We start from the raw sequence: 18172 nt of genomic DNA, 5'->3' as shown, positions 1-18172 counted from the left end.
TAAGGTGCTTGAGAGAACTCGGGTGAAGGAACTCGGCAAAATTGTACCGTAACTTCGGGAGAAGGTACGCCCTTTTAGGTGAATGCTTTACGCAGTAAGCTTGAGAGGGCCGCAGTGAAAAGGTGGCTGCAACTGTTTATCAAAAACACAGGACTCTGCAAACACGAAAGTGGAAGTATAGGGTCTGACGCCTGCCCGGTGCTGGAAGGTTAATTGATGGGGTTAGCGGTAACGCGAAGCTCTTGATCGAAGCCCCAGTAAACGGCGGCCGTAACTATAACGGTCCTAAGGTAGCGAAATTCCTTGTCGGGTAAGTTCCGACCTGCACGAATGGCGTAATGATGGCCACACTGTCTCCACCCGAGACTCAGTGAAATTGAAATCACCGTGAAGATGCGGTGTACCCGCGGCAAGACGGAAAGACCCCGTGAACCTTTACTATAGCTTTGCAGTGGATTTTGAATCTTTTTGTGTAGGATAGGTGGGAGGCTTTGAAACTCAGACGCCAGTTTGAGTGGAGCCATCCTTGAAATACCACCCTGAAATATTTGAAATTCTAACCTAGGTCCATTATCTGGATCGGGGACATTGCATGGTGGGTAGTTTGACTGGGGCGGTCTCCTCCGAAAGAGTAACGGAGGAGTGCGAAGGTACCCTCAGCGCGGTCGGAAATCGCGCTTTTGAGTGCAAAAGCATAAGGGTGCTTGACTGCGAGACAGACAAGTCGAGCAGGTACGAAAGTAGGTTTTAGTGATCCGGTGGTTCTGTATGGAAAGGCCATCGCTCAACGGATAAAAGGTACTCCGGGGATAACAGGCTGATTCCGCCCAAGAGTCCATATCGACGGCGGAGTTTGGCACCTCGATGTCGACTCATCACATCCTGGGGCTGTAGTCGGTCCCAAGGGTATGGCTGTTCGCCATTTAAAGTGGTACGCGAGTTGGGTTCAGAACGTCGTGAGACAGTTCGGTCCCTATCTGCCGTGGGCGTTGGAAATTTGAAGGGAGCTTCTTCTAGTACGAGAGGACCGAAGTGGACGTATCTCTGGTGTTCCGGTTGTCATGCCAATGGCATTGCCGGGTAGCTAAATACGGACGGGATAACCGCTGAAAGCATCTAAGCGGGAAGCCCACCCTAAGATTAGATTTCCCTAGAGGTTTAACCTCTCTAAAGGTCCGTCGGAGACTACGACGTTGATAGGTTGGGTGTGTAAGTGCAGTAATGCATTGAGCTAACCAATACTAATGACCCGTGAGGCTTGACCATATAATAGGTCTCAGAATTGTAACACAATAATGTCGATATACGACGCAAGCGAAAGCTAACCAACTAAACCAAAGAATGCTGTTGCGGTGTTGATAATAACATCCAACCACCAGTTTTCCTGGAGACAATAGCGCTATGGTACCACCTGAATCCATTCCGAACTCAGAAGTGAAACGTAGCTGCGCCGATGATAGTGTGGGGCCTCCCCATGTGAAAGTAGGTCATCTCCAGGGTCTAACATGAATAGCCCACTCATTGAGTGGGCTTTTCTTTGTGTAAAAGAAAGAAAATAGAAAAGATAATTTAAAGTCTTGATTGAGATATAAGATCATAAGAATAATATATTTATATTGACATTATATAGGTTAAAAGATAATTTACATTTCTTATTATTTTTTGATAAAATATGTTTTGAATAGAAAACAAGTAATTTTATTTGTATATAGTGAAAAGTATATTTTACATGCAATAATAATTATTTATGAATATAATATATTAAATATTATATAATACATATTGAATCAACGTTAAATGTAAATAGGTAGTTTATGAAAATTGATTATAAAAAATATTCTTTATCTCAGTTAGAAGTATTAATGATTGAAATCAGTCATGAAATTGAAGAAAGAAAAAAAGTCGAAGCAGAGAGTATTCGTCAAAAAATTGAGAATCTTTTGCAAGCATCAGGTTTGAGCTTGGATGATGTATATACGGAAAAAGATATTGGTATTAGAACAAATAAAGTCCCAATGAAATATCGCCACCCAACAGATGAAACTATTGAATGGAGCGGTCGTGGTAAAATGCCAATTTGGATGAAAGAATTAATTGAGCAAGGTGCCAAAAAAGAAGATTTCTTAATTAGTCATAATTAAGGAGATTTATTGTAGTTCAGGGTGATGGTTATAACAAAGTATTGTGTGCCATTGCCCAAATATTGATTGTAGTTCGGTACCATCAAAATAATATAAATTAGGTTCAGTGGCATAAGGTAAATAGTAGGCAAAGCTTTCTTGTATAGGATTTTGCCTAAGATAAAGATAACCACCAATTAATGGCCCTAATGCTAGATTATTAGCTAAATTTAATTCTAACCCAGACAAACCAGATAATCCTGTACCTGTTGCTTTAAGATACGCTTCTTTTGCAGACCATAATGTGAAAAATGCCTGTAGATAATCCGACTGCAGATGTAGCCAGTTTTGTTCTTGTTGACTAAGAACTCGGTTTTCTAGCCCTTGTAAATTTCTTCTCAATTTAATTGTTTCTATATCTATACCAACAGGGCTTGAGGTAGCAACAATGATAGCCATTGTATGATCAGTATGCGTTATGTTGAATGATATAGTTGGATGATCAGGAAAATATGGTTTGCCATGTTCTAGATATTGAATAGCAGGCAAATGATCAATATCGAAAAAATTTTTGAGGCAATATTGTAAAAGTGATCGACTTAAAAGTAGGTATTGATTTCTCTTATCCGAATAAGTTGTTTGTATCAAGTGAGGATAATTCCGAAATGCCCATTCAGTTGTTTTTTCATTGATGGGCATTTGGATAATAACATGCTGTTTTTGTATCATAAATCAGATGTCTTTATTCCACAATATTTCTTGATCTTGTGTCGCGCGCGCTATTGTGCGTGAAATCACAAAGAAATAATCTGATAAACGATTAATATATTGTAATAAAGGTGTATTTAAAGGCTCAGCGTGATGTAATGTAATAGCTTCGCGTTCTAACCGACGCGTGATGGTTCTACAGATATGTGCATGACAGGTTGGAATTGATCCACTCGGTAAGATGAATTCCTTTAAATATGGTAACTCTTCATTGTAATGAACAATTCGTTCTTCTAAAAACTCTACCATTTCAGTGGTGATAAAAGGATGCTCTGGCATGACAAGTTCGCCGCCTAAATTAAAGAGATGGTGTTGAATTTTAAAAAATTCTTCTTTAAGCATTGAAAGTTCTACAGGTAAATGTGCCATTAATAAGCCAACATTTGAATTAAGTTCATCTGCTGTACCAACGGCTTGAATCCTAGGATGATTTTTAGCAACACGAGTTTTGCCTGATAAACTGGTTTCCCCGTGATCTCCAGTTTTTGTCACAATTTTAGATAAGCGATTTCCCATACATGCTCCTTAAATACAATATTGAATAACTAATCCTATAAATATAGCAGCACCAACCCAATTGTTGTGCAGAAAAGCTTTAAAACATTTTAAGCGATCATGATTCTTAATCAGCTGGATATGATAAATGAATAAGCCTATAACTGCGAGGATTGTTAATCCCCAAATGGCAGCAGAATAATGTAGGTAGAAGCCTAAGATACATAAACAAATAACGATGATAATTTGTAAGCCAATAATGATCCAATAATCTTTTTGTCCTAACCATTTTTCAAATAGTAATGCGCTAGATTTAATATTAATGAATTTGTCATCTTCTCTATCACTCATTGCATATTCAGTATCGAAAACTAGAGTCCAGCATAGGTTCATGAAAAAAAGAAGGTATGCTTCAAAAGGAATTTGTCCTGTGATCTCCATAAAAGCCATCGGAATACCGAAAGAAAATGCAATACCTAAATGTGCTTGAGGCAATGAATGGTAGCGTTTAGCAAAAGGATAAGATAACGCAATGATCAAGGCAGGAATGGATAACAGAATGGTTTTCCAGTTTAGAAATAAAGCCAATATAAATGCAATGCCGACAAATAATATCAGCACAGAATAAGCTTCTTGAATTGTAATTCTTTGTGCAGCTAAGGGTCTGTCTTTTGTACGCTCTACGTGAGGATCAAAGTCCTTATCTGCAATATCATTCATAACACAGCCAGCAGAACGCATGATAAAGACGCCCAATGAAAAAATAATGACTAAACCTATGTTAGGTTGCCCAGAGCCTGCGATCCATAAAGCCCATAAGGTTGGCCATAGCAACAAAAGTGTACCAATTGGCTTATCAAAACGGATCAGTTTTAAGTAATCTGGGATGTGATTAATTGTTAGCATGATGATATTTGTGAACGCAAATTATTTCATTATAAATGAATTAACTCAAGAAGTGGAATCAACCAGTTTGATTACAAAAGATGAAGCTTCTCATTGGTTGTAAAGATGTGCTAAACGGCTTAAAATAGCGGACTTATGTTCGGTAGCTTTTAGGAGAAATAATAATGACAATGCCAAACTGTCCAAAATGTGGCTCAGAATTTACGTATGCAGATGGAGAATTATTCGTTTGCCCAGAATGTGCGCATGAATGGTCAGCAGCAGATGCCGAGTCTGATAACGAAGAGTTAACTGTGAAAGATGCACATGGTAATACATTACGTGATGGTGATTCTGTCACGGTTATTAAAGATTTAAAAGTGCGCGGATCTTCTATGGTTGTAAAGCAAGGAACCATGATTAAGGGCATTAGAATTGTGGAAGGTGACCATAACTTAGATTGTAAAGTGAATGGTACAAGTTTGCAGTTAAAATCAGAGTTCATGAAGAAAGCGTAATCAAGTTTTAGGTAAATTATACAAGCATAGGAGAGATGTTGTGAGTGATTCATTTTTTGGTGAGGTTGATACAGCGCATCTCTCTATGCCATATTCGGGAACAGAGTTTACAATTTCATCAGCACATTTAGCTCGTTTAGCGGAGCAGTGCCATTATCGCTTGTCTAATGATATTGTCTTATTTGGTATTCGCGCAGGATGTGCGGTTTCAGAAAGAGGTCGTTGGTTGACTGAACTGACATTAAAAGAAACAGTTTTAGATCATCAACATTTGAATTGTTTATTAGGCATTTGGGATCGTAAAAATCATAAAATTGCAGCATTTCGAGGATCAACAGTTGCCTTGGATAAAAATTTAGTTAAACAACAAGATAATCCAGATAAGCGTTTGAGTAACCAATTATCGCAAGGTTTATATCAATATTATGTTGGTGCTCATGAACCCGATGGCCCAAAAGAAGAAGGTGCTTATCGTTTAACGCGTTATATTGCAGTGCCTGTATGGCGGAATTTAGGTAAGAAAATTGTATTAGATGCTTGCCATCCAAATGATCATATTCATGCCGCAGGTAGTTCTAGTGCAAATTATAAATCTGCAGGTTGTCAGGTGATTTCTGGATATCATGATGAGCCTATGCCAACAGGGGAATATCAGCAGTTTAGAATTTTATCAGGACAGTCAGCTGTACCATCAGAATTGGAGATACATTTACCTTATCAGTATTTATTGACGCATGCTCGCCATTTACAAGCCATTCAACAAGGCTTTGCCAAAGAGCGTTTATTGCAAGGTTCGGAAGGTTATCTCGTGCGATTGCTACAAGAGAAATTGATTGCGAAGCAGTTTTTAGTAGAGCCAAAGATTGATAAAGGTATGATGGAAGGCGAAAGTATTAAAGCGGTATATGAATGGCAGAAATCCCATAGTATCAATGCTGATGGCATTTATCAGATTGAATGATTTAAATTATAAAATATTCTCATAACTAAATTGCTTGCAAATAACAATGATTATCACTATTATCTTACAAAGATCGAAGTAAGGGGTTGTGTATGTATATTTGTATTTGTAATGGTATTACTGATAAAGAAATTAAAGAAGCAGTTGCCAAGGGTGCAACGCAATTGTCTGATCTTCAAATGGATTTAGGTGTTGCTACATGTTGTGGAAAGTGTGCAGATGCTGCTTGTTCTTTCTTACCTAATCCTGAGCCGATTCCTTTGGCTGCGAATAGCCAAATACAGATTTTAAAGAGTAAATAAAAAATTCTTGTAAAAATGCCGCTTCAATTAGCGGCATTTTTATATTTTGGTAAATGATATTAACGTAAATTATTTAGAAATTTATTTAAATCATCAGGTAATGGTGCACTAAAAGCATAATCATACGGTGGCATATCGATCATCAAGCTACTTGCATGTAAGAAAATACGGCCCAAACCTTTAGATCTGAATGTTTTATTGGCATCTGGATCACCATAGCGATCATCACCTAATAGAGGAAATCCCATACTTGCTGCATGCACACGAATTTGATGAGTACGACCAGTGAATAATTTAGCTTCTAATAAGGAAGCTTTAGGATAATGTTCTACGATATCAAAACGAGTGTGTGCCTCTTTTCCATTGGGAGAAACCACAACGTGGCGCTCACCATGTTCACGATTTTCAATATCTAATTTAGCATGTTGATCAAAACGTCCTTTATTCCAATAACCTTTTACTAAGCATAAATAGCGTTTATTCATGCTTGCTTTTTGTAAGTCACGTAAGATTTTTCCAGATTTTGCTAGGACTAGACAACCACTTGTATCTTTATCTAAGCGATGAACGAGCTCTAGGAATTCTAATTCTGGGCGTGCAGCTCGGAGTACTTCGATGACACCATAAGGTAAGCCGCTACCTTTATGGACAGCAATACCAGAAGGTTTATTGATTACTAGTAAACGATCATCTTCATGAATGATATTATTGAGGAGTCGCTCTTTCCAGAAAATAGGAATTTCATTTTCAACACCTGGCGTTAAAGATACAGGAGGAATACGCACAATATCACCAGAATCTAATCGAGTTTCTGGTTTGATACGGCCTTTGTTGACACGAACTTCACCTTTACGAATCATCTGATAGATTCTGCTTTTTGGTAATGTACGGAATTGTGCCATTAAAAAATTGTCGACACGTTGTCCTGCTTGATGTTCATTGACAGTGACAAAACGGACTTCTGTTCGAGTTTCAGTAGGATTTGACATAAAAAATTGAATGTAGAAATAAAAAAGCCACCATGGCGGTGGCTTAATTATAGATGAGATTTACTTTTCAGTCTCATCTTGTTCAAAAGCTTCATCATTAGGATCGCCTAACAAGATATTTTCAATCGGTTGTGCAAGGAAATATTCACGCACTTGTTGTTCGATTTCATCTGCTAATTCAGAATTATCTTTCAAGAATTGTTTAACGTTCTCTTTACCTTGGCCAATACGCTTATCGCCATGGCTATACCAAGAACCAGATTTTTCAATGATATTGGCTTTAACAGCGAGATCAATAATTTCACCTGTACGAGAGATGCCTTCGCCGTACATGATGTCAAATTCAGTTTGTTTGAAAGGCGGAGAAACTTTATTTTTTACAACTTTAACGCGTGTTTCTGCCCCAATGACTTCGTCACCTTTTTTGATGGCACCAATGCGACGGATATCTAAACGAACAGAAGCATAGAATTTTAATGCATTACCGCCAGTTGTTGTTTCAGGGTTACCGAACATTACACCAATTTTCATACGAATTTGGTTAATGAAGATTACTAAAGTGTTGGATTTTTTAATGTTAGCAGTTAATTTACGGAGTGCCTGACTCATTAAGCGAGCTTGTAAGCCCATGTGTGAATCACCCATGTCACCTTCAATTTCTGCTTTTGGTGTTAAAGCTGCAACAGAGTCAACGACAACGATATCAACAGCACCAGAACGGACTAAAGTATCTGCTATTTCTAAAGCTTGTTCACCATTATCAGGTTGAGAGATATACAGATTAGGAACATCTACACCTAATTTTGCAGCATAAACAGGATCTAATGCGTGTTCAGCATCTATAAATGCCGCTGTGCCACCAGCTTTTTGTGCTTCAGCAATAGCATGCAAAGTTAAAGTTGTTTTACCTGATGATTCAGGACCATAAATTTCAACAATGCGGCCACGAGGTAAGCCACCAATTCCTAAAGCGATATCTAAACCTAATGAGCCTGTTGAAACTGGAATAATATCTGTATCTTCATTCTTATCACCAAAGCGCATGACAGAACCTTTTCCGAACTGCTTATCAATTTGGCCAAGCGCAGCTTGGAGTGCTTTGCGTTTATTCTCATCCATTGAATTTCACCTTAGTCTAAATAAATATTTAACAGAATTATAACATAAATATAACAATAAGTAATATTTTTTATGACTTATTGTTATGTGATATTTTTTCAATTGCTTTAGTCGTCGAGTAACCGTCAACAAAATTGAGTAATTTAACAGAACCACCATTGTTGATTACAGCTTGTGCACCAGCGATTTGATCAACAGTATAATCACTCCCTTTGACTAGAATGTCAGGTAGTAATTCGTTAATGACATTCTCGGGAGTATTTTCATCAAATAGGATAACCCAATCGACAGCGCTTAAAGATGCAAGTACTGTTGCTCGGCTGCTTTCATCCATAATGGGGCGATTATCACCTTTTAAGCGTTTGACTGAAGCATCTGAATTCAGTGCAACAATTAAGCGATCACCCAATTTTCTTGCTTCATTAAGGTATGTAACATGACCTTTGTGTAATAAGTCAAAACAGCCATTTGTCATCACAATAGTTTCATTATGAGCACGTGCAGCCTTAAGTTCTTCTTTTAACTCATCTAATGTTAAAACTAAATGATGTGCTCGTTCTTGCGTACTAATGGCGCGATTCAATTCTTGAATGGAAACTTGTGAAGCCCCGAGCTTACCAACAACAATAGATGCTGCAATATTAGCAATAGTTGTGGCTTCAGTGAGCGGCTTACCTTCTGCCATCATAGCCACTAAAGTTGCAATCACCGTATCGCCTGCACCAGTGACATCGTAGACATCTTGTGCTTTTGCAGGAATAGTTAATGGAGGCTCATTTTTTTGAATGAGCGTCATCCCTTCTTCACTGCGAGTAATTAATAGTGCATCTAAGTTAAGAGACTTGCGTAACTGTTCTGCTTTGGCTAATAAATCATCTTCTGAGGATGTTGTACCAACAATTGCTTCAAATTCAGAACGGTTTGGCGTCAATAATGTTGCACCATTATATTTGGTAAAATCATTACCTTTGGGATCAACTATGACAGGAACCTTATGTTTTCGTGCATGTTGAATAAAAGGCTGAGGATTAGTTAAAAAACCTTTTTGATAGTCTGACAAAATGACAATACTAGATTGTTCTATCATTTGTAACAGTTGCTGAATATAGTTTTGATCTAATGCAGAAACTTGGTCTGATTGTTCAAAATCACAGCGTAACATGTGCTGCTGTCTACTGATGATTCTTAATTTTGTAATGGTTTGAAAATTTTCTTTAATCAAAAGATTACTATGAATATGATTAGCTTCACACAATTTAGTAAAACGCTGTCCTTCTGAATCTTTGCCTATTAATCCTGCAAGTATAACTTCTTTTCCTAAAGATCGGAGATTTAAGGCAACATTTGCAGCACCACCCAGACGATCTTCATTATTTTGAACATTAATTACAGGAATAGGGGCTTCAGGTGAAATCCTCTTTGCCGCACCAAACCAGTAGCGATCCAACATAAGATCGCCTAATACAGTAATTTGATTCTTGGACATCGTTATTAATCCAAATTAACGTTGAATAGAGTTTTAAAGTTTTGCGTCGTGATTTCAGCCATTTTTTCAAAGCTGATTTCTTTCAAATCCGCCAGTTTCTCTGCAACATGTTGTACACGGGCAGGATAATTTAATTTACCACGATAAGGCACAGGTGTTAGATAAGGTGAATCGGTTTCCACTAACAAACGATCTAATGGTACTTTTTTAGCAACATCTCGTAAACTTTGTGCATTATTGAATGTCACAATCCCAGAAAATGAGATGTAAAATCCTAAATCTAATGCAGCTTTGGCCATTTCCCAATTTTCAGTGAAACAGTGCATGACGCCACCACATTTATCTGCATGATTCTCTTTGAGTATCGCGATGGTATCTTCGCGTGCATCACGAGTATGGATAATGAGCGGTTTTTGATGAAGGTTAGCAACTTCAATCTGGCGTGCAAAAATCTCTTTTTGCAATTCATGATCTTCACCGTAATGATAATCTAAACCAGTTTCACCAATGGCGATAACTCGCTGATCTTGCATATAAGGTGCAAAGTGCTCAATGGAGAAATCTCTGTCTTTATCTTTAATGTCACCAGGGTGAATTCCGAAAGATAAGAAAACGTTGGAATAAGGAGAAGTTAAATCTGCCATATTTTGCCAATCATCGGGATGCACAGAAACGCAAAGCATATGTGAAATATTGGCTTTGCTATTTTCCAGCATGAGATTATCAAAATTATGGTCAAATGAAGTGAGATCTATGCGATCTAAATGGCAATGTGAATCTATTAGCATATAACTACATGGTTAAGGTGAAAGTTGGTTTTTTCTTTGCAGATCCAACACATCTTTTCAAACGCTCATTCAATGGACCTGCATTCATTCCTGTTAATTGTACACCAATTCCTGGTTTTCTTTTGAGAGAGTTATCAGGGTTGATCCAAACAACTTTGGTTGCAGCAGGATGGCGTTTGCCTGGTTCATCAGGCAGGATTAGTGCGATGAAAATTTCATCGCCCAGTTTAAAATCCACTTTTTGCATAGGGATGAAAAAACCACCACCTACAATAAAATCCATATAGACGTTCGCAACTTGATCAAAGTCTTTGAACTCCAATTGCATCTGTTTACCGACGCTCATATAAGCTCCTTGTTCATACGTCAATTAATCTTCTTTGTGTAAAAGCTTTTTAATTGTCTGTAAAATTTGTTCTTCTTGATATGGCTTGCCACAGTATTCATTTGCACCGATTTCAAATGCACGATTACGGTGTTTCTCACCTGATCGAGATGTTACCATCATCACAGGTGTTTTCATAAATTTTTCTGTGCTGCGTAAATAAGTTAAGACTTCAAAACCATCCATTCTTGGCATCTCAATGTCTAACATGATGAGATCAGGTTGTAGGGAAGCTAATGTTTCGATAGCATCCAAACCATCTTTTGCAGTTGTTACTTTATAACCCGCACGTTCTAACATACGTTGGCTTACACGGCGCATAGTGATGGAGTCGTCTACAACTAAAATCATAGGTGATGTTGATAACGAATCATGTGTTATTTCAATCGGCTCGATGATTTCTGCTTCTTTTTTCTGTGGCTTTGTCATCATCGATTGTGAGAATGCGGAAATATCAACGGTGAAGATTGTTTCACCATCAGGTGTAACTGCACTGCCTGTTAATCCTGGAATATGAGCGATCTGTGGGTTTAATGGATACATGATCACTTCAAGCTGCGATTGAATTGATTCAGCACCAACCGCTACAGATTTACCATTAACTTCAAATAATAAGTAGATGTGAGTTTGCTGTTCATCAAATTCTGCGCTTGAATAAATCTTCGCAAGATCATAGGTTTCATAAATATCATTATGATAAGAGAATTGCGTGCGTTTACCATCGAATATGACATCTTTTTCTTGTGTTACACCGATGATATTATCGATAGGGATTGCATAGTTTTGACCGCCAGCACTCACAATCAATGATTGAACAATCATTAAGGTCGCAGGAATCGAAACTTTAAAAGTAACACCAGCATTAGGTATGAATGATAAACCTGCTGTACCTTTTAGGATTGCCATTGCCTTTGCGAGAACATCCAAACCAACGCCACGCCCTGCATCTTGAGATAATTGTGTTGCGGTAGAGAAGCCAGGTAGCATGATTAAGTTGACAAGTTCATTATCATCGATGATCGTATCTTTCTCGATGAGATTTTTCTCAATCGCTTTTGCGCGAATCTTCTCGATGTCAAAGCCTCGGCCATCGTCAACAATTTCAATGGTTAAATCAGAACCACGTTTGGATACTTTTAATGTGATTGTTCCATTTGCTGGTTTGCCTGCGGCAATGCGCTCTTCTGGTGATTCAATGCCATGAACAATTGAGTTACGAATCATATGTTCAAAGGCTGCTGTCATCTGTTCAAGGACGACTCTTTCCACTTGAGTATCTGCACCAATTGCCACTAATTCAACTTGTTTGTTATTGAACTTACTAACTTGTCTAACGATGCGGCGCAATCTCGGCAAAATATGGTTAAAGCTTACTGTACCAATGTCTGTCAATGTATCAGAAATCAATGTTTGGTTGCCTGAGAATTTTGACAACGAAGCATTCATGGTTTCTACATATTCACTGATGTGTTTATGGAATGTATTGAGATCCTCAATAGACTCTGAAACAGAACGTGCTAAATGTTGTAATTCAGAGAATTGATCGAGTTCTAAAGGATCAAATTCCTCTTTGTTTTGTGAAGCTTTAGCATGTCTTGAAACCATTTGTGCTTCAGTTTCAATTTCAATGTTGCGAGCTGTCATATTGATATGCTGTGTTGTTCTTGCAATTTCAGCTAATATGCCAACGATGCTAGACATAGAGTTATTATACTGAGTTGTTAAAATATTGTTTTCTGATACTTTTTCACTGATTCTGTTTAACTGCACAGGTGAAATTTTTAATGTACTTAACTCGGATTGCGCAGCTGTCGCGGTTTTATCGGTAACTTCTGTTGCAGTTGGTGAGCCTGTAACAGCACCTTCTTTAGTTAATTCAGGTGGATTTTCATGGCCAAGCAATAGATGCAAAGCAGACAATAAATTGAAGCCTTCATGATCTAATAATTTATTATTGCTCTCTAATAATACCTGTAAGTGATCTAAAGCACGCTGTAATACTTCAAAGCGTTTTGGATCAGAGTCAAATAATGTGATGTAGTTAGGATCAAGTAACGATTCTAAAGCATGGCTGAGTTGTCCTAAGCCATCTTTACCTACCATTCGAGCACCACCTTTGAGCGTGTGCATTTGGCGACGCAGTTCGGCGATTTTATCAGATTTAGGATTATAATTTTCTTCTTGCCATTGTTGAATCAGTTCATCTGCTTGCTCTAGTACTTCGTGAGCTTCTTCGATGAAGGCTTGCATCAATTCAGGATCAATTTCCTCTTGTGCATTTTTGTCTTCAATTTTTGCATTAGATTCCGCATGTTCAACTTCTAAAATAGGTTTTTGTAGTTCTTCAATGTATTCATAAGCGATAGAATCATTGATTTGATTAGTTTTGATGATCGCTAAAACAGCCGTTAGAACTTTGCCCCAAAGAATCAAACGCTCATCTTGTGGTGTTAAACCATGTGCACGGAATAATAGTAAATGCTTATGATATGCACTGATGAGCATATGGTGCACAGGATATTCTTTAGAGAAATTTGGATGCAACAAACATAGACCAACATCTTGGCTATAACGTTTCAATGCTGAATACGTTCTGCTTTCACATTTTGTAAACCCTGTGATGAGTTTTTGGCTTAACTCTTCATCGGTGATATCCAATGTTTCATCTGTAAGTTTTTGATCTAAATTACTGAGCTCACTTTGTTCGATCACGCTTTGAATGTTTTCAAACATTGCTTGACGGCGTTCAGATAATATATCTTCAACGCTTGGCTGAGCAGGTGCTGCTGGTGTCGGTTGAGTTATTGATTGCTCTGGTTGTTCGGCAATTAAAGTAGAAATATCACCTTTATGATTTCTAAGCATATTGCCTTGATAGAACAGGCGACGGTTTTCCTCATCAGAAGGTTCTTTATCATCCAAGAACTCTTTTAAAGATTGATACACTTCTGCAATGTGATAAGTAATCGCAGGAGTGAGTTTATATTGACCACCTAAAATTGCATCTAGAATTATTTCAATCGTGCTTGCAATTTCACCCAAAGGATTCAATCCAATCATTAAGGCATTGCCTTTTAATGTATGGAAAACTCTGCGTGTTCGTTCTAAATCTGAATGTGTTGCTGAATCATTAAGAAGATTAGCTGAAACTTGATTAAGCTCTGGTAATAATTCACGTTTAGCTTCATCAAACATGCTATTTTTCAGTTCTGTAACTAAATCTGCATCCAATAAAGTCGCTTCTGTGAATGTCGGGTTTGCTTGTCCATTTAAATGATATGGCGATATGAAAGTTGCAGGCATCTCTGCAAATGATTCATATTTAATAACTTCAGCGGGCTGTTCAATGGGTGCCGCAGTTGTCTCGATAATAGTGTCAGAAGTAGATTCAGATGGTTCAATGATGCCATTATGATCTATTAGATATTGAGCTTGATAAGTAATTCTTTGTAATTCATTATCTTGTAGTTCAGGATTCTCAAGGCGCGCTTTTGCTGCGTGATAACCATCTAATGCATGATATAAAATAGCTTCGCTGAAACCATAGTGATTGTCTCGAACGCCATTAATCACACGTTCAACTTGCCAACCAATTTCTCCGATAATTGGCATGGATGCAGTATAACCACTGCCTTTTAATGTGTGGAAAGCACGGCGCAGATCTAAAATGTCCGCTTCCTGATATGGCGGCGATTGTAGTTTTGCAGAGGCTGCATCAATGAGCGGGAAAATCTCTTCTTCTGCTTCTTCTTTAAAACTTTCTTTTAATTCAATGATTAAATCTTCATCATATTGAGGAGATTCTTTCATTGTAGGTTCTAAACTGCCTTCTAAATAGTAAGGATGTTTTTTGTTTGAAGTGATTGTTGTTTTGTTTGCAGTTTGCTCTGTTGCCTCTGATTTTGTCATTTCACCAGCTTCGATAATGACTTCAGAGCGAACTTGAATGATATCTAAGGCAGACAACTCATCATGAATTTGATTTAAAACCGCAAGTGCATTGGTGAGCGATTGAGTCTCTGTAAATGTGGCTAATAATTCTTTAAGTGTTCCGCTTGGGACAAAGAGTAATTGTGATTTTGCGGCATTGGCAATGTCATTAACATCTTTAAGATATTTAGTATCTTCTTTGGGAGAATTTTTTAAACGCTCAACAGCATCATGATAGTTTTTCTGCGTCAACAATGTATAACGCATGTTGAGAGCAGATTCAAAGTCATCAGACAATGTATGATTATTGGTTTGACCAGAAATGACAAAGAAGTCGGTGATTTTAATCAGTGCGACGATTTTAGCGTTATCAGATGTTGCTTGGGAAAAATTAGGCGCATCTTTATAAAGTGTTTGAAGAGCTGCTTCATAAGGTTTAATGATTGTTGCTGCATTGGCAGGCAATTCACTATTTGCATTAATTTCTAAGACAAGCTTTTGAAGAACATCAATTGGTAGGGCAGTGTAATCAATATTATCAAGTTGAATCACTTCTTCAATTGTAGATTCTTCTATTTCTGCTGATTCAGCAATAACTTCGTTGGATTGGCTATGTTGATTGATCAGCGTATTCAAATCAACCGTAGAAATTTCGGATGTGTTGAGCTCTGCAAATGTTGATAAGATTGATTCTGTTTGTGGTGCTTCACCAGATTCAATCTCTTTAAGGTAACGAATCAAAGCATAGATATTCTTTTGTTCATTATGATTAAAGTATCTTTGATCTTTTTGTAGATAAAAAGAAGCAAAATGCTTCCAAATCGCAGCATTTTCAGAGTCATTCTGAATGAGTGTGATTAAAATGTTAACGTCAAAAGAATCAAATACTTGATTGTTCTTTTCCGCTGATGCGATACTCCAAATTTTACGAATTAGGAAAGCACGTAAACTTTGAACTGCAATTATTAACTCATCATGCAATGCTGCCATTGATTCGTTCCTATATGTCTATATTTAGTTAAGGGCGCATGGTGATTGCCATGCGCCTAATTCTCTATATTTTTATACTATTTGATTTTGAATCCACTGATTGATTCGCGTAGCTCATTAGCTAACTCATTAATTTTCTCAACGGAGCGATTTGTGATCTGCGTACTTGTTACATTTTGCTCTGTGAGCTTCTTGATGGAATCGATACTATCTTTCATCTTGTTACCGAGTGTTGACACTTCGCGAGATGATTTTGATACGTTTTGGATCATCGATGCCAATTGTGTTGAAACAGATTCGATTTCATTCAATGATTCACCTGCACGTTCCGCCAAGTTTGCACCATTAACCACTTCGCTGGTACTTTTTTCCATTGCGAAAATTGCTTCATTTGTATCAGTTTGGATTGCCTTAACGATATTTTCAACACGGCGTGTTGCGTTACCTGTTCTTTCCGCCAAACGCTGGATTTCGTCAGCAACTACGGCAAAGCCTCGGCCTGCGTCACCTGCGGCTGCGGCCTGAATGGATGCGTTCAATGCCAAAATATGGGTCTGATCGGCGATGTCGTTGATCAATTCTACGATGTCACCGATTTCTTGTGATGATTCACCCAAGCGTTTAATACGTTTTGAAGTTTCTTGGATGTGATCACGGATCTGATCCATACCTGAAATTGTTGAGCGTACACGTTCAGAACCTGAGCGAGCTGCTTCTGTTGAGCTCATTGCGATATCAACAGCGGATGATGTTTGGTCAGATACATCGATCATCGCTTCCGTTACGTGAATAACAGTATTCGATGCTTCAGAAATTCTGCGAGCCTGTTCTGTAGATGCTTTTAACAATACTTCCGCAACTGTCGATGAATCACCAACCGCTTCTGATAATTTCTTAGTGGATTGGTTAACCATAGAAACAAGATTTCTCAACTCTTCAACAGAGAAGTTGAATGAGTCAGCCAACGTACCAGTAATATCATCAGATACTTGTGCTTGTACTGTTAAATCACCCTCTGATAATGCTTGAATAACTTCTAAGAACTCTAATAGTGCTTGTTGTGTATGTTGCTGCGTTTGTAAAGATTGAGAATCTTCTACAGATAGAGTTGTACTAGAACGATACATGAAGAAGATTAATAAAATTAAGCTCAGTGCTGCTAAACCCCAGAAAGCATATAAAACAACGCTAGGTACCATGATGCCAAAAATGGAGTAATCATTGCCATGTGTTTCGTAATTAGAGGATGTTACTGCAAGATTTTGATTTTGTGCACTTAAACTCTTTTGTAAAGATGTTAATAATTTTTCAGCTTCTTCTGTGTTGTTTGCTTTAAGCGCATTCACAAGTTTAGTGGCATTTTTAGAGTTAATATTACTCGTAGATAACTGCTGATTTAATAGGTCAGATTGTTCTTGCGAGGTTGTATTGTGGGCATTGTAGACCATGGATAATGCTAAGGTTGTAAAGACAATAATGGCTATAGTGCATAGGAAATGGGGGATGTGTGTTGATATAAATTTTTTAAGTTTGGATAGCATGGTTCTTGCCTCTATAAAATAAATATTATCTCTATAATTCTGGGTGCATAAATGCGTTATTCTGAATGAGTTTGGAGAGGTTTATGTTGTATAAATATCCTTCTTCAATCTCATACATGCCTTGTACTAATTCTGGTAAACCTTGAAATTCTGGCGGGAAAACAGAGGCTTCTCGTTCTTGAGCTTGAATCACGCGAATTCCCATTAATTTATTAACCTTTATACCATATTGCCAGTCACCATCTTTAATGATGAGTATATTATTTTTATGTTGCTCTAAAGAACGATTGGTAATGGATGGATTAGATAGCTTTAAGATATCAGTCACAGGAACGATATTTCCACGTAATTGAATCGTGCCCGTTAACCAATCTTTTGTTAATGGGATTGGTGTGGGGGAAATGCCTTGCACAACCTCAGAGATTGTATCAATCTTTGTGATGCACAGTATGTTATCAATAGTATAAACAATTCCTCTGATACTCATAATGTTAAAGCCTTTATTAAATTAATTTTAGAGAGGTTAACATGTTAGTGAGCAGATCAACTTTACAAGGTTTATTTAAAAATCCTGCTGCTCCAAGTGTTTCGGCCCGAATTTTATCACATATTCCTTCTTTACCTGAAAGAATAATCACGGGAATGTCTTTTGTCGAATCATGTTTTTTTAATATGGATAATATTTCCGTGCCATCCAAAACGGGCATGGATAGATCTAATAATATAACATTAGGTTTAATCTCTAAAACACGTTCTAATGCATCTAGTCCATTATTGGCAGTATGCGCAGCATAGCCAAGGTTCTGTAACATGTTTTTTATGCCGATTCTGGCTGTTGCACTGTCATCTATAATTAATGCTATTTTATTCATTATTTACTCGCAACTCATAAGAT

General features: G+C 37.6%; 16 protein-coding genes and 2 rRNA genes (1 of these 18 cut by a window edge). 6 read left to right on the top strand and 12 right to left on the bottom strand.

Annotation, left to right across the window (positions count from 1 at the left end):
- From ACA100_RS02085 to ACA100_RS02075, 3 genes are all read left to right on the top strand, one after another.
- Positions 1-1266 (top strand): 23S ribosomal RNA (locus ACA100_RS02085) (it extends 1643 nt beyond the left edge of the window).
- Between the two features lie 117 nt (positions 1267-1383).
- Positions 1384-1499, top strand: a 5S ribosomal RNA gene (gene rrf / locus ACA100_RS02080).
- Between the two features lie 315 nt (positions 1500-1814).
- Positions 1815-2141: an H-NS histone family protein gene (locus ACA100_RS02075; RefSeq protein ID WP_481078364.1), complete on the top strand. Its 327-nt coding sequence runs from the start codon at positions 1815-1817 to the stop codon at positions 2139-2141.
- A 6-nt stretch (positions 2142-2147) separates the two neighbouring features.
- Here ACA100_RS02075 and ACA100_RS02070 read toward each other — a convergent pair whose 3' ends face one another.
- From ACA100_RS02070 to ubiA, 3 genes are read right to left on the bottom strand one after another with little or no spacing between them, the layout of a single operon-like run.
- Entirely contained in the window at positions 2148-2849 is a 702-nt protein-coding gene (locus tag ACA100_RS02070) for a 4'-phosphopantetheinyl transferase family protein (protein WP_481078363.1), read from the bottom strand.
- A gap of 3 nt (positions 2850-2852) precedes the next feature.
- Entirely contained in the window at positions 2853-3404 is a 552-nt protein-coding gene (locus tag ACA100_RS02065; protein ID WP_481078362.1) for a cob(I)yrinic acid a,c-diamide adenosyltransferase, read from the bottom strand.
- A 9-nt stretch (positions 3405-3413) separates the two neighbouring features.
- Positions 3414-4289: a 4-hydroxybenzoate octaprenyltransferase gene (gene ubiA / locus ACA100_RS02060; protein ID WP_481078361.1), complete on the bottom strand. Its 876-nt coding sequence runs from the start codon at positions 4287-4289 to the stop codon at positions 3414-3416.
- Between the two features lie 164 nt (positions 4290-4453).
- Here ubiA and ACA100_RS02055 point away from each other — a divergent pair, with 164 nt between their 5' ends.
- From ACA100_RS02055 to ACA100_RS02045, 3 genes are all read left to right on the top strand, one after another.
- Positions 4454-4786: a zinc ribbon domain-containing protein YjdM gene (locus ACA100_RS02055; protein ID WP_481078360.1), complete on the top strand. Its 333-nt coding sequence runs from the start codon at positions 4454-4456 to the stop codon at positions 4784-4786.
- A gap of 40 nt (positions 4787-4826) precedes the next feature.
- Entirely contained in the window at positions 4827-5747 is a 921-nt protein-coding gene (locus tag ACA100_RS02050; protein WP_481078359.1) for a peptidoglycan-binding domain-containing protein, read from the top strand.
- A gap of 92 nt (positions 5748-5839) precedes the next feature.
- Entirely contained in the window at positions 5840-6049 is a 210-nt protein-coding gene (locus tag ACA100_RS02045; protein WP_481078358.1) for a bacterioferritin-associated ferredoxin, read from the top strand.
- Between the two features lie 59 nt (positions 6050-6108).
- On the opposite strand, the gene ACA100_RS02040 is transcribed toward ACA100_RS02045, so the two are convergent.
- The 9 genes from ACA100_RS02040 to ACA100_RS02000 all read right to left on the bottom strand — a co-directional run bounded on the left by ACA100_RS02040 (position 6109) and on the right by ACA100_RS02000 (position 18149).
- The gene (locus tag ACA100_RS02040; protein WP_481078357.1) at positions 6109-7038 is read right to left on the bottom strand and encodes an RluA family pseudouridine synthase; all 930 of its coding nucleotides are present in this window, start codon (positions 7036-7038) and stop codon (positions 6109-6111) included.
- Positions 7039-7098: 60 nt separating this feature from the next.
- Positions 7099-8157, bottom strand: a complete 1059-nt coding sequence (gene recA, locus ACA100_RS02035) for a recombinase RecA (protein WP_481078356.1) — start codon at positions 8155-8157, stop codon at positions 7099-7101.
- Positions 8158-8227: 70 nt separating this feature from the next.
- Positions 8228-9643, bottom strand: a complete 1416-nt coding sequence (gene hldE, locus ACA100_RS02030) for a bifunctional D-glycero-beta-D-manno-heptose-7-phosphate kinase/D-glycero-beta-D-manno-heptose 1-phosphate adenylyltransferase HldE (RefSeq protein ID WP_481078355.1) — start codon at positions 9641-9643, stop codon at positions 8228-8230.
- Positions 9644-9648: 5 nt separating this feature from the next.
- Positions 9649-10431 (bottom strand): TatD family hydrolase, encoded by a 783-nt coding sequence (locus tag ACA100_RS02025; protein WP_481078354.1) that lies wholly within the window; start codon positions 10429-10431, stop codon positions 9649-9651.
- Positions 10432-10435: 4 nt separating this feature from the next.
- Positions 10436-10777 carry a PilZ domain-containing protein gene (locus ACA100_RS02020; RefSeq protein WP_481078353.1) on the bottom strand — a complete coding sequence of 114 codons (342 nt, stop codon included), beginning with the start codon at positions 10775-10777 and terminating at the stop codon, positions 10436-10438.
- A gap of 24 nt (positions 10778-10801) precedes the next feature.
- Positions 10802-15736 (bottom strand): Hpt domain-containing protein, encoded by a 4935-nt coding sequence (locus ACA100_RS02015; RefSeq protein ID WP_481078352.1) that lies wholly within the window; start codon positions 15734-15736, stop codon positions 10802-10804.
- 77 nt (positions 15737-15813) lie between these two features.
- Entirely contained in the window at positions 15814-17184 is a 1371-nt protein-coding gene (locus ACA100_RS02010; protein WP_481078351.1) for a methyl-accepting chemotaxis protein, read from the bottom strand.
- 124 nt (positions 17185-17308) lie between these two features.
- Positions 17309-17764 (bottom strand): chemotaxis protein CheW, encoded by a 456-nt coding sequence (locus ACA100_RS02005; RefSeq protein WP_481078350.1) that lies wholly within the window; start codon positions 17762-17764, stop codon positions 17309-17311.
- A 16-nt stretch (positions 17765-17780) separates the two neighbouring features.
- A complete protein-coding gene (locus tag ACA100_RS02000) occupies positions 17781-18149 on the bottom strand; it encodes a response regulator (protein WP_481078349.1) in 369 nt (122 codons plus the stop codon).
- Positions 18150-18172 lie beyond the last annotated feature (23 nt).

This window comes from Wohlfahrtiimonas sp. XWW7 (genome assembly GCF_056716055.1).
This window is presented reverse-complemented; position numbering and strand designations above follow the sequence as displayed.

Bases quoted from the DNA above. Each gene is read 5' to 3' on its own strand.
- ACA100_RS02075 (WP_481078364.1), top strand. From the start codon at position 1,815: ATGAAAATTGATTATAAAAAATATTCTTTATCTCAGTTAGAAGTATTA.
- ACA100_RS02070 (WP_481078363.1), bottom strand. From the start codon at position 2,849: ATGATACAAAAACAGCATGTTATTATCCAAATGCCCATCAATGAAAAA.
- ACA100_RS02065 (WP_481078362.1), bottom strand. From the start codon at position 3,404: ATGGGAAATCGCTTATCTAAAATTGTGACAAAAACTGGAGATCACGGG.
- ubiA (WP_481078361.1), bottom strand. From the start codon at position 4,289: ATGCTAACAATTAATCACATCCCAGATTACTTAAAACTGATCCGTTTT.
- ACA100_RS02055 (WP_481078360.1), top strand. From the start codon at position 4,454: ATGACAATGCCAAACTGTCCAAAATGTGGCTCAGAATTTACGTATGCA.
- ACA100_RS02045 (WP_481078358.1), top strand. From the start codon at position 5,840: ATGTATATTTGTATTTGTAATGGTATTACTGATAAAGAAATTAAAGAA.
- ACA100_RS02040 (WP_481078357.1), bottom strand. From the start codon at position 7,038: ATGTCAAATCCTACTGAAACTCGAACAGAAGTCCGTTTTGTCACTGTC.
- recA (WP_481078356.1), bottom strand. From the start codon at position 8,157: ATGGATGAGAATAAACGCAAAGCACTCCAAGCTGCGCTTGGCCAAATT.
- hldE (WP_481078355.1), bottom strand. From the start codon at position 9,643: ATGTCCAAGAATCAAATTACTGTATTAGGCGATCTTATGTTGGATCGC.
- ACA100_RS02025 (WP_481078354.1), bottom strand. From the start codon at position 10,431: ATGCTAATAGATTCACATTGCCATTTAGATCGCATAGATCTCACTTCA.
- ACA100_RS02020 (WP_481078353.1), bottom strand. From the start codon at position 10,777: ATGAGCGTCGGTAAACAGATGCAATTGGAGTTCAAAGACTTTGATCAA.
- ACA100_RS02015 (WP_481078352.1), bottom strand. From the start codon at position 15,736: ATGGCAGCATTGCATGATGAGTTAATAATTGCAGTTCAAAGTTTACGT.
- ACA100_RS02010 (WP_481078351.1), bottom strand. From the start codon at position 17,184: ATGGTCTACAATGCCCACAATACAACCTCGCAAGAACAATCTGACCTA.
- ACA100_RS02005 (WP_481078350.1), bottom strand. From the start codon at position 17,764: ATGAGTATCAGAGGAATTGTTTATACTATTGATAACATACTGTGCATC.
- ACA100_RS02000 (WP_481078349.1), bottom strand. From the start codon at position 18,149: ATGAATAAAATAGCATTAATTATAGATGACAGTGCAACAGCCAGAATC.